The sequence below is a fragment of the Bradyrhizobium sp. MI1.10 genome (assembly GCF_055811035.1).
The window spans coordinates 22145-33674 of record NZ_JBVVPN010000024.1 but is presented as its reverse complement, the minus strand read 5'-3'; the positions used below and the strand labels follow the sequence as shown (position 1 = coordinate 33674).

8 protein-coding genes are annotated in these 11530 nt (G+C 64.6%); 3 read left to right on the top strand and 5 right to left on the bottom strand.

Going from position 1 to position 11530, the window contains the following annotated elements:
* Both AC0L3K_RS24365 and AC0L3K_RS24360 read right to left on the bottom strand, forming a co-directional pair.
* The gene (locus AC0L3K_RS24365; RefSeq protein ID WP_007591896.1) at positions 1-852 is read right to left on the bottom strand and encodes a phosphodiesterase; all 852 of its coding nucleotides are present in this window, start codon (positions 850-852) and stop codon (positions 1-3) included.
* A gap of 169 nt (positions 853-1021) precedes the next feature.
* Positions 1022-2500, bottom strand: coding sequence for a protein adenylyltransferase SelO (locus AC0L3K_RS24360; protein ID WP_219683168.1), 1479 nt, complete (start codon positions 2498-2500; stop codon positions 1022-1024).
* A gap of 194 nt (positions 2501-2694) precedes the next feature.
* On the opposite strand from AC0L3K_RS24360, the gene aspS reads away from it, so the two are divergent.
* Positions 2695-4467: an aspartate--tRNA ligase gene (gene aspS / locus AC0L3K_RS24355; protein ID WP_473367036.1), complete on the top strand. Its 1773-nt coding sequence runs from the start codon at positions 2695-2697 to the stop codon at positions 4465-4467.
* A gap of 157 nt (positions 4468-4624) precedes the next feature.
* Here aspS and AC0L3K_RS24350 read toward each other — a convergent pair whose 3' ends face one another.
* Complete coding sequence (locus AC0L3K_RS24350; RefSeq protein ID WP_219683167.1) at positions 4625-6595, bottom strand: hypothetical protein; 1971 nt, start codon at positions 6593-6595, stop codon at positions 4625-4627.
* 245 nt (positions 6596-6840) lie between these two features.
* Here AC0L3K_RS24350 and AC0L3K_RS24345 point away from each other — a divergent pair, with 245 nt between their 5' ends.
* Together AC0L3K_RS24345 and AC0L3K_RS24340 are read left to right on the top strand one after the other, a co-directional pair.
* Positions 6841-9150 carry an NADP-dependent malic enzyme gene (locus tag AC0L3K_RS24345; protein WP_007591886.1) on the top strand — a complete coding sequence of 770 codons (2310 nt, stop codon included), beginning with the start codon at positions 6841-6843 and terminating at the stop codon, positions 9148-9150.
* 321 nt (positions 9151-9471) lie between these two features.
* Positions 9472-9924: a DoxX family protein gene (locus AC0L3K_RS24340; protein WP_219684776.1), complete on the top strand. Its 453-nt coding sequence runs from the start codon at positions 9472-9474 to the stop codon at positions 9922-9924.
* 11 nt (positions 9925-9935) lie between these two features.
* Here AC0L3K_RS24340 and AC0L3K_RS24335 read toward each other — a convergent pair whose 3' ends face one another.
* Together AC0L3K_RS24335 and AC0L3K_RS24330 are read right to left on the bottom strand one after the other, a co-directional pair.
* Positions 9936-10487, bottom strand: a complete 552-nt coding sequence (locus AC0L3K_RS24335) for a dihydrofolate reductase family protein (RefSeq protein ID WP_219684777.1) — start codon at positions 10485-10487, stop codon at positions 9936-9938.
* Between the two features lie 8 nt (positions 10488-10495).
* Positions 10496-11521: a polysaccharide deacetylase family protein gene (locus AC0L3K_RS24330; RefSeq protein ID WP_007591880.1), complete on the bottom strand. Its 1026-nt coding sequence runs from the start codon at positions 11519-11521 to the stop codon at positions 10496-10498.
* Between the last annotated feature and the right edge of the window lie 9 nt (positions 11522-11530).

Genomic DNA, 11530 nt, shown 5'->3' with positions numbered 1-11530 from the left:
TCATCGCGCCGGGAAATTGAGCGCATAGTCGCGGCCGTCCACTCCCGCCGGTGGCTCGAAGGGAAAGCGCAGACTGGTGTCGAGGAAGTCGTGGCTGTGCACGACCAGGTTCTCGCCGTCGATCAGCACCACGCCGTAGGCCGGCGGCTCGTGGCTGGCGAGATGCTCGGCCGCGGCAGCGTCGAGCTCGAACCAGACCTGGTGGTTTGTGCCGCGAAGCGTCGAGAACGGGATCTTGCCGTAGCTGCCGAAGATCGGCCGGTGCACGTGGCCGAAGAAGAGGTGGCGGATGCGCGAGCGATAGGGTGCGATCACCTCGGCGAATTCGGCGCTCTGTGCCAGCGAGATTTCGTCCATCGCATGGACGCCGACCGTGAACGGCGGATGGTGCATGAACACGACGAACGGCATGTCGGCCGGCGCGGCCGCGAGCGTGCTCGCGAGCCAGCCGAGGCGCTTGGCGCACATCTCGCCGGCATGGCTGGTCTCGTCCAGCGTGTCGAGGAAGACGAACAGCCCGTGCTCAGTGGTGCGGGTGCCCTGCACGAAGCCGTTGGGATCGCGCGGCGCCGCCTTCAGGCTATCGAGGCAGGTGACGCGGCGATCGTGGTTGCCGACCATGGCGATGTAGGGGATTTTCAGCGCCGCCATTGCGTCGGTGAAATTGGCGTAGGATTCGGCCTCGCCCCAATGGGTGAGGTCGCCGGTCACGACCGCGAAGGCCGCGTCGGCGTGATGCTTGTTGATGTCGGCAATCGCAGCATCCAGTCGGGCGCGCGGGTCGAGGCCATAGAGCTTCAGCCCGGGATTCGCGAGATGCGTGTCAGTGATGTGGATGAACTTGAAAGGCATGGCACTTGTCAGGATCGTTGGAGGGTGGGCGCCTCCGGCAAGACGACCCTGACAGGCCGTTAGAGTGCGAGTGTTTCAGTTTGATGACAGCGGTTCCGGTGGCGCGAGGCGTCCACAAGCTCGGCTTAGTACGCCTTCGGCTAATCCACCCTACGCACCGAGTTCGTCGCTACGTCCCGCAAAACGTCTGCAGCACCCGTTGGTCCGGCAGCGGGGGATCGGCGTAGGCGGCGTAGTCCGGCTGGTCCTCGAACGGCTTCGCCAGCACCTTCACCAACTCCTCGAACGGCGCGTAATTGTCATCATTTACCGCCGCCTGAATTACGGCCTCGACGCGGTGATTGCGCGGGATGAACATGGGATTGACGGCATGCATGGCGGCCTGCCGTTCGGCTCCGGTTTGCGGCTCCAGCACCGTGCGCTCGCGCCAACGTCCCGCCCAGTCGTCGAACGCGTCGGGGTCCATGAACTGCGCGCGGACGTCGGCGATGCCGGTCTCGTCAGCCGCAGCATCACCAAGCTTGCGGAAGGTGAGGGTGAAGTCGGCCTGGTTCTTGGCCATGGCATCCAGCAGGTCCTGGATCAGCACGTCGTCGCCGTCGCGGTCCGTGAACAGGCCGATTTTCTTGCGCAGGCCCGCCTGATAGGTGTCGCTGAACGTCTCGGAGAAGGCGCCGAGAATGTCCTGGGCCTCGGCAACCGCCTTTTCCTGATCGTCGGAGAACAGCGGCAGCAGGCATTCGGCAAGCCGCGTCAGATTCCACAGCGCGATGCGCGGCTGGTTGGCGTAGGCATAGCGGCCCATCTCGTCGATCGAGGAAAACACCTGCGACGGATTGTAGGAATCCATGAAGGCGCACGGACCGTAATCGATCGTCTCGCCGGAGATGGAAGAGTTGTCGGTGTTCATCACGCCATGGATGAAGCCGACAAGCAGCCAGCGTGCGACCAGTTCGGCCTGGCGCGCGACGACGCCGGACAGCAGCGCGTGATAGGGCCGCTCGGCGCCAAGCAGCTCCGGATAATGGCGGGTGATGACGTGGTCGGCGAGCCGGCGGACCGCCTCGGTGTCGCGGCGGGCAGCGAAGAATTGGAAGGTGCCGACGCGGATATGGCTCGAGGCGACGCGCGTCAGCACCGCGCCCGGCAGCGCCGTCTCGCGCAGCACATGTTCGCCCGTGACGACGGCCGCGAGCGAGCGCGTGGTCGGAATGCCCAGTGCGAACATCGCCTCGCTGACGATGTATTCGCGCAGCACCGGCCCGAGCGCGGCACGGCCGTCGCCGCGGCGGGAGAACGGGGTGGGGCCCGAGCCCTTGAGCTGGATGTCGCGGCGGATGCCGTCCTTGTCGACGACTTCGCCGAGCAGCACCGCCCGTCCGTCGCCGAGCTGGGGCACGAACTGTCCGAACTGGTGGCCGGCATAGGCCATGGCGATGGGATCGGCGCCGGCGGGAACCGTCTTGCCCGCCAGGATTTCGGCGCCTTCAGGGGTCTCCAGCACATCTGGATCGAGCCCGAGCTGGACCGCCAGCGGCCGGTTCAGCTTGATCAGCCGGGGCGCCGCCACCGGCGTCGGTGCGACCCGGGCGAAAAAGCTGTCCGGCAGTGCCGAATAGGAGTTCTGGAACGGGAAATGGACTGTCATGACCTCAAGATAGGGGTGGAACGCCTGATGGCAAAGGCTTGAGCCCAGATTGGGCAAAAATGGGCACTTCCAGCCGAAAACGGGCCGTTCCCTTGGTTGCCGCCCCCGTCCTCCCGAGGTAAACCCTGCCGCAACGTTGGACCGGCCGTTTCGGCGGTTCGATTCGATCCTCCGACATTGAATTTGGGACGACCATGCATCGCTACCGGTCACATACATGCGGCGCGCTCCGCGAGAGCAACATCGGCGAGACGGTCCGCCTTTCGGGCTGGGTGCATCGCGTTCGCGACCATGGCGGCGTGCTGTTCATCGACCTGCGCGACCACTACGGCCTGACCCAGTGCGTGGTCGATCCGGATTCGCCAGCGTTTTCGCAGGCCGAGAAGCTGCGTTCGGAATTCGTGGTCAAGATGGATGGCAAAGTCCGCCGCCGCCCCGAAGGCACCGACAATGACGATCTGCCGACCGGCAAGATCGAGATCTATGTCAGCGAGATCGAGGTGCTGGGCCCGGCCGGCGACCTGCCGCTGCCGGTGTTCGGCGACCAGGAATACCCTGAAGACATCCGCCTGAAGTACCGCTTCCTCGACCTCCGTCGCGAGAAGCTGCACCAGAACATCATGACGCGCGTCGAAATCATCAAGTCGATGCGAAGGCGGATGGAGGGGCAGGGCTTCTTCGAGTTCAACACGCCGATCCTGACCGCGTCCTCGCCGGAGGGCGCGCGCGACTTCCTGGTGCCGTCGCGCATCCATCCCGGCAAGTTCTACGCGCTGCCGCAGGCGCCGCAGCAGTACAAGCAGCTCCTGATGATGTCGGGCTTCGATCGCTACTTTCAGATCGCGCCCTGTTTCCGCGACGAGGACCCGCGCGCCGACCGCCTGCCGGGCGAGTTTTATCAGCTCGACGTCGAGATGAGCTTTGTCACGCAGGAAGATGTCTTCGCCGCGATGGAGCCTGTCATCACGGGCGTGTTCGAGGAATTTGCCAAGGGCAAGCCGGTGACCAAGGGCTGGCGCCGGATTCCTTTCGCCGAGGCGCTGCGCAAATACGGCAGCGACAAGCCGGACCTGCGCAACCCGATTGAGATGCAGGACGTCTCCGAACACTTCCGCGGCTCCGGCTTCAAGGTGTTCGCGCGGATGTTGGAGGACCCCAAGAACCAGGTGTGGGCGATCCCGGCGCCGGGTGGCGGCTCGCGCGCCTTCTGCGACCGCATGAATTCATGGGCGCAGGGCGAGGGACAGCCGGGCCTTGGCTACATCATGTGGCGCGAGGGCGGCGAGGGTGCCGGTCCGCTCGCCAACAACATCGGTGCTGAGCGCACCGCCGCGATCCGCGCGCAGATCGGCGTGAAGGAAGGCGATGCCGCCTTCTTTGTCGCCGGCGATCCCGACAAGTTCTGGAAGTTTTCAGGGTTGGCCCGCAACAAGGTCGGCGAGGAGTTGAACCTCACCGACAAGGAGCGGTTCGAGCTGGCCTGGATCGTCGACTTCCCGATGTACGAGTACAACGAGGAGGACAAGAAGGTCGACTTCTCGCACAACCCGTTCTCGATGCCGCAGGGCGGTCTCGATGCCTTGACGGGCCAGGATCCGCTGACCATCAAGGCGTTCCAGTACGACATCACCTGCAACGGCTACGAGATCGCCTCGGGCGGAATCCGCAACCACGTGCCGGAAGCGATGGTGAAGGCGTTCGAGATCGCAGGGTACGGCGAGCAGGAAGTCGTTGATCGCTTCGGCGGCATGTACCGCGCCTTCCAGTACGGCGCCCCGCCGCATGGCGGCATGGCGGCCGGCGTCGACCGCATCGTCATGCTCTTGTGCGGCACCAACAATCTGCGCGAGATCTCGCTGTTCCCGATGAACCAGCAGGCCATGGACCTCCTGATGGGCGCGCCGTCGGAGCCCAGCCCCAAGCAGCTCCGCGAGCTGCACGTGAAGGTGAGCCTGCCGCAGAAGTGAAGCTTGCGCGGGAAGATGTCCGTGCCCCGGACGCAGCGCAGCACGCAGTGGTGCGCAGCTGAGCCGGGGCCCATGTCTGAGCGAGCAGCAGGCTTCTGGATCCCGGCTCTGCGCAGCAGCGTTACACGTTGCAGCGCGTCCGGGACACGAAATCCAACTACAGCCCCGTCGACGCCTCGATCCTGAACTGCGCAAGCGCGCTCTGTGGGTCGGTTTGCAAGAGCTGCATCAATTGCATCAGCGGTGCCTTCGCGCGCGGGGACAGCTTAATGGAAAGCGTCTGGCCCGGCGTCTCGACGAAACGTGCGATCGCGTCCACGGCCGCGTTCGCATCCGGATTGGCGGAAGCAACTTGCTCGCGTTTAGCCTTGATGCTCTCGACGAGCGCCTGGCGTGCGGTATCGCGGCTGACCTTCTGCATGCGCGCGAACTGTGCCGCGACGAGATCGACGACGCCGCTGTCGCGCAATGAGAATTCGAGCGTGCCCGCCTCGATCCGGGCCGCCTGGCCCATGAGCTGGGCGGGATCGGCCGAAAACACCTCGCGTGGTACGTTGCCGAGCGCGATACGCAATTGCGCTCTTGCGATGCCTCCGATGTCGAGCGTCGCGGGCGTCAGAACGAAGCTGTTGGACTGTTCGGTCCAGGCAGCGCCGAGATCGAGGTCGACCGCGAGCTTGTCGATCCCGCTGGCAATCAATGGAAGCTGTTTTGGATCGGATGGATCGGCCGGCGTGACAAATTTGGCAACCACATGCGCCTTGCTCGGGATCGAGCCGACCAGCTGCCCCCAGTCCAGACTCAGTGTGTCGATCGTGACCAGCTTCTTGGTATTCTTGTACGGCGCGGACACGCCCTTGATCTCCGCGCCTGCGAGCACGCTAAACAGGCCCAGCATCTGAGCCGGCGAGGGCGGCTGTCCGGGATGGGTGAGGCTCGCTGCCCACCGCATCAGGTTCGTGATGCTGAGCGATTTGAGTGCGAAGCGCTCCACCTTGATTTGCCCTTGCGGCGTCGGCGCATCCAGGCCTTCGAGCGCGAACCCGCCTTCTTGGTATCTGATGGCCCTGAGCCGGGGCGTCCCTTGCGGGGTCGTCATCGACATGGTGCCGATCTCGAGCTTGCCGACGCGAAGGCCTTCATAGAAACCGGCGAGCTTTTCCATCAGATTGCGCGATTGCGCCGGCGTCGGCGGGACCGTGCTGTCCGCCGGAAGCAGCGCCAGGATCTCGGCCGGCCGGAATTTCGATGGCTGCACCGCGATGTCGGTGATGGCGATCCCGTCGACCTGCATCCGGATGCCGAGCGTCGACGTCACGACATAAGTGCCGGTGGACATCTGCCCGTAGACACGATGATAGCTGTCGTCGTTCGCCTTCTGGGGATCGAGCGCGGCGGCGATCGCGGTCGAATCGAAATCATTGATGATGATGTCGGACACCTCGCCAGTCAGCTTGTCCGCCTTGCCTGGCTGCGGCACGTTGATCGTGAAGCTGGCGCGCTCCGCCTTGATCGCGGCGATCTTGCCTTGGGCGAGCTTCTGGATCGCGAGACCCGAATAGGCGACCTCGCCACTACCTCCGGCGCTTCTGCCCGCATCGAAGGCGAATGCGAGGGTCGGCGCTATGACGGAGGAAGCCGTCACATTTGCGTACTGATCGAGCGCGAAGCGGTACATGTCGATCAGGGAGCCTGACGTCGGCGCGTTCTGAGCATGAATGGGACCGACGTAGTCCCGCATGGTCAACTGCGGGACCTTGTAGGAGACTTTCAGCTTGCCGGGGCCGACCTCGTCCAGCGCGACCTCGAAGCCGGAGATATCGATGCTGTCGGCCGCGAAGCGTGTCTCCTCGACCTGGCGAATGCCGACGCCCTTGATAGCGGCGATCTTGACATGAGCCTGCGGCTGGTTGGCAGGCTCAACCGCGATATCCTCGATCGTCAGCGTCCGGGTCACGAGATCGAACGCCACCTTGCCGTGGCTCGCCTTGCCGCCACTGGCGCGGATCTGCTCGAAGGCCGCCTCGATCTCGGCGGCGACGCGATGCTGAACGTAGAAGCTGAAGCCGAACCATCCGCCCGCGGCCATCACGGCCACGACGATCAGGCCGATCAGGATTCGCTTCATTCCCAGCTCCAGTTGCTCGCGTTGCAGGACGCAACCTGCCATATTCGCAAAGCAACGCGCGGTCCAGAGAAAGTGAGCGCTATCAGATATTTGACTGCGCGCCCTGTTGATGGGGCCGCAATCGGATGTTGCCACCGGGGCGCCCGGCGTGCTTCATCCCGTTTCCATGACCCGGAAATACCAACCCAAGGCAAGCCGGTCAGGACAACGTAGTTTGAGGCCGGTAACGCGAGGCAAGACACCGCATGTCGTCCTATTCTGATGATCTCCACCAGGCGGCGCTGGCCTATCATCGGCTGCCGCGCCCCGGAAAGCTCGAGATCCAGGCGAGCAAGCCGCTCGCCAACCAGCGCGATCTCGCGCTGGCCTATTCGCCCGGCGTCGCCGCCGCCTGCATGGAGATCGCCAAGAACCCGGCGGAAGCGGCGACGCTGACGATCCGCTCCAATCTGGTCGCCGTGGTTTCGAACGGCACCGCCGTGCTCGGCCTCGGCAATATCGGCCCGCTGGCCTCGAAGCCGGTGATGGAGGGCAAGGCGGTCCTGTTCAAGAAATTCGCCGGCATCGACGTGTTCGACATCGAGATCGCGGCCGACACCATCGAACGCGTGGTTGAGACCGTGGCCGCGCTCGAGCCGACCTTTGGTGGCATCAATCTCGAGGACATCCGCGGACCGGAATGCTTCGAGATCGAGGCGCAGCTCAAGGAGCGCATGAAGATCCCGGTCTTCCATGACGACCAGCATGGCACCGCGATCATCGTCGCCGCCGCGATCACCAACGGCCTGCGCCTGAACGGCAAGAACCTGTCGGACGTCAAGATCGTGGCATCGGGGGCAGGGGCCGCCGCGCTCGCGACACTGAACCTGCTGGTGTCGATGGGCGCTCAGCGCAAGAATATCTGGGTCTGCGACATCGACGGCCTTGTTCACGAAGGCCGCAACACCACGATGGACCGTTGGAAGGCGGTCTATGCGCAGAAGACCGACAAGCGCACGCTGGCCGACGTGATCGGCGGCGCCGACATCTTCATCGGCCTCTCCGCACCGGGCGTGCTCAAGCCCGAGATGGCCAAGGCGATGGGCGACAAGCCGCTCATCATGGCGCTCGCGAATCCGACGCCGGAGATCATGCCGGAGGAGGCGCGCAAGGTGCGTCCCGACGCCATGATCTGCACCGGCCGCTCCGATTATCCGAACCAGGTCAACAACGTCCTGTGCTTTCCCTTCATCTTCCGCGGCGCGCTCGATGTCGGCGCCAGCGCCATCAACGAGGAGATGAAGCACGCCGCCGTGGAGGCCATCGCGCAGCTCGCGCGCGAGGCGCCGTCCGATGCGGTCGCGCAAGGCTTCGATACCGGGGAGACGCAAGGGTTTGGCCCGGGCTCACTGATTCCGAGTCCCTTTGATCCGAGGTTGATCCTGCGCATCGCGCCGGCGGTGGCGAAGGCCGCGATGGAATCGGGCGTCGCGACCCGGCCCATCACCAATTTCGACGAGTACACTGCGCTGCTCGAGCGCTTCGCGTTCCGCTCCGGCCTCGTCATGAAGCCGATGTTCGCGAAGGCCAAGACCCAGCCGGTGCGCGTGATCTACGCCGAAGGCGAGGATGAGCGCGTGCTGCGCGCGACCCAGGTGGTGCTGGAAGAAAAGCTGGCGACGCCGATCCTGGTCGGACGCCCGTCGGTGGTCGAGGCGCGCATCAAGCGCTTCGGCCTGTCGATCAAGGCCGGCAAGGACTTCGACCTCGTCAATCCCGAGGACGATCCGCGCTACCGCTCCTACGTGCAGTCTTATGTCGAGGTCGCCGGCCGCCGCGGCGTGACGCCGGATGCGGCGCGCACGGTGGTGCGCACCAACAACACCGTCATCGCGGCGCTCGCGGTGGTGCGCGGAGAGGCGGACGCCATGCTCTGCGGCGTCGAGGGCCGCTACATGAGCCATCTGCGCCATGTCCGCGAGATCGTCGGGTTTACGCCGGGGATCAGCGACTATGCGGCGCTGGCGCTGCTGATCACGAGCAAGGGCGCCTTCTTCATCGCCGACACCCAGGTGCGGCCCAATCCGAGCGCCGAAGAGCTCGCCGAGATCGCCTCGCTCGCGGCGGTCCACGTCCAACGCTTCAACATCAAGCCGAAGATCGCCTTCGTCTCGCATTCGGATTTCGGCAGCTACGACACGGAATCCTCGCGCAAGATGCGCCGGGCGACCCAACTCCTGAAAGAGAAGCATCCGGAACTCGAGGCCGACGGCGAGATGCAGGGCGACACCGCGCTCTCGGCCGCCGCGCGCAAAATGGTGCTGCCGCACTCGAACCTCGAGGGCGAAGCCAACATCATGATCATGCCAAGCCTCGACACCGCCAACGTCGCCTACCAGATGATCAAGTCGCTGGCGGACGCGCTTCCTGTCGGCCCGATCCTGATCGGCCCGGCGCGCCCGGCCCACATCCTCACCCCGTCGGTGACGGCGCGAGGCATCCTCAACATGACCGCGGTGGCTGTGGTGGAAGCGCAGGAGCGCGCGTCGCGGCAGCAGCCAACGTTGTTTACCTAAGGCGGGGGCTCTAGCCGCGCGGTAGGTGCCATGACTTCTCCCCTGCGGGAGAAGGTGGCGCGAAGCGCCGGATGAGGGGTTCTCTGCGCGAGACGAAATATCGAGAGTTGTCCGTGCCGATAGAAACCCCTCACCCGTCTCGCCGCTTCGCGGGGAGCCGCCCTCTCCCGCAAGGGGAGAGGGGAAGAAGCTCTTGGCGCTAGTTTTGAATTACTCGCATTCGTCCATTTCCCCGTTTGTAAACCGGTGCACGACTCTCCATAATCCCCCGATGCTTTCGCAAAAATCCGGTTTCAAAAAGCCTGAGCAAAGAGGCCGATCATGCCAGCGTTCGTGACTTTTGGGCGGATCCTGTTCGCCGTGCTGTTCATCTACACGGGTGCGGCAAGATTGTTTGCCATGCAGGCGACCGTTGATTTCATCGCCGCCAAGGTCGTGGTGCCCGACATGATTGCGCCTTACGCCAAGCAGATCGAGACGGCGACGGCCATGACCACGCCGCAGCTGCTGGCGATCGCGGTTGGCGTGCTCGAGATCATCGCGGGGGTGATGATCGCGCTGAATTTCGGCGCGCGCTTCTTCGCGATGTTGATGATCATCTATGTCGCGGTCGCGACCTTCCTGTTCTACGACTTCTGGAACCAGGTGCCCCCTGACAACGGCAAGATGCTGGTCGACGCGCTCAAGAACCTGTCGATCATCGGCGCGCTGTTCATGATCATCGGCTACGGCCGCGCTACGCGTCCGGCCGAGGCGGCCTACGGGGACGTGTGACGGTCAAACCACTACGTCCTGCGCCACGGCGTGACAGTCACGTCATACGAGGCGTCGAGCAGATACGGCGCGCCCGGCTTCATCCCGTGTGAGGCCAGCACCTCCTGAGGCGTGCGCCCCGGTACTTCGACAAAACAGCCTTCGCCGCCGGGCAGCCGCAGATGCGGCGCTTCCGACAGCCAGAACGTGTCGTAGCGATCCATGAACATGTCGAACACGACGGGGCCGCCGATGATTGCGACGGTGCCGGAAGCGACATCGGCGAACGCGCAGGCGTCCTCAAAGCTGGCGTGATCCGGATTCCACAAGGTCGCGTTCGGCATCTCGGGATCGACGGTCAGCGCCTCGATCTTGCGGGTCAGAATCAGGCGCTTGCGCTTGGGTGAATTCGGCTGCTGCTCGTGCGAGTGACGGCCGTGCACGATCAGTGCCGCGCGATCGAGCGCCTGCTCGAAGAACAGCTTGTCGCCTTCGAATTTCAGGCTGTCGGGCATGACATGGTCGGCGTCCGCGAGCATGCCGTCCGCGGAGACGATGACGTAGCCTTCGATCCGAAAGGACAATGGCGCGGCTATTCGGAGACCGTCGTCACGACGCTGTTGACCGGCCGGTTGCTCACCGTCGGCAGCTTGACGTCCTTGAGCAGCTCCTGGTCGTATTCCGGCAGCGTCGAGGCCGGGAACTTGGCGCGCATCGCCACCACCTTGTAACCGCCGGCCTTCAGGCGCTTGAGCAATTCAGGCAGCGCTTCCGCAGTGTGCTTCTGGAAGTCGTGCATCAGGATGATGCCCTTGCCCTTGCTGTCGAGCTTCTTCATGACGGTCTCGATCACCTTCTCGGGCTTCGAGGCCTTGAAGTCGAAGGAGTCGATGTCGCAGGAGAAGATCGCCGTGTTGCGGTTGCCGAGATAGGTGACCATCTCCGGCGGATGCTGGAGCGCCGGGAAGCGGAAGAAAGGCGAGGGCGAAATGCCGCCGAGCGCCCATTTCACCGCGGAAAGGCCCTTCTCGATCTCTTCCTTGCGCTGCGCTTCCGTGAGCTTCTTGTTGTTGAGGTTGGCGTGCGACCAGGTGTGGGTGCCCACGGTATGGCCGGCCGCGTAGACCTGCTTGAGGATCTCCGGCTCGTAGGTCGCGTGCTTGCCGATGGAGAAGAAGATGCCGGTGGTGCACTCGTCGGCGAGCGCCTTCAGCACGGCGGGCGTGTTCTTGGGCCAGGGGCCGTCGTCGAAGGTCAGCACCACCTCGTGGTCGCGCAGGAAGTCGAGCTCCTTGAAATGCTCGAAGCCGAAGCCGGGACCACCCGTGGTGTCGATCTCGACGGTGCGGGCGACCCCGAGCGCGCCCGGTGTGTTGCAGGCGGCGCGGGCGGGCTGCGGCGCCTGTTTAGGCGGGGGAGGATTGACGAAGCCTGCCGGCGCGGCGGCTGCTGCAGGAGCGGGTGCGGGAGCTGCAGCGGGCGCAGCCGCAGCCGGTGTTGCCGCCGGTGCGGCCTGCGTCGCGGCAGCGGGCTTTGCAGCCGGGGCCTGCGACCATGCCGCGCCCGTCATCGCCAGAGACATCGCGCTTGCCAATATCAGTCCTGCCGCCACACGCATGGTGTTGTC

Coding starts and splice junctions, on each gene's coding strand:
- AC0L3K_RS24365 (WP_007591896.1), bottom strand. CDS start 852: ATGCCTTTCAAGTTCATCCACATCACTGACACGCATCTCGCGAATCCC.
- AC0L3K_RS24360 (WP_219683168.1), bottom strand. CDS start 2,500: ATGACAGTCCATTTCCCGTTCCAGAACTCCTATTCGGCACTGCCGGAC.
- aspS (WP_473367036.1), top strand. CDS start 2,695: ATGCATCGCTACCGGTCACATACATGCGGCGCGCTCCGCGAGAGCAAC.
- AC0L3K_RS24350 (WP_219683167.1), bottom strand. CDS start 6,595: ATGAAGCGAATCCTGATCGGCCTGATCGTCGTGGCCGTGATGGCCGCG.
- AC0L3K_RS24345 (WP_007591886.1), top strand. CDS start 6,841: ATGTCGTCCTATTCTGATGATCTCCACCAGGCGGCGCTGGCCTATCAT.
- AC0L3K_RS24340 (WP_219684776.1), top strand. CDS start 9,472: ATGCCAGCGTTCGTGACTTTTGGGCGGATCCTGTTCGCCGTGCTGTTC.
- AC0L3K_RS24330 (WP_007591880.1), bottom strand. CDS start 11,521: ATGCGTGTGGCGGCAGGACTGATATTGGCAAGCGCGATGTCTCTGGCG.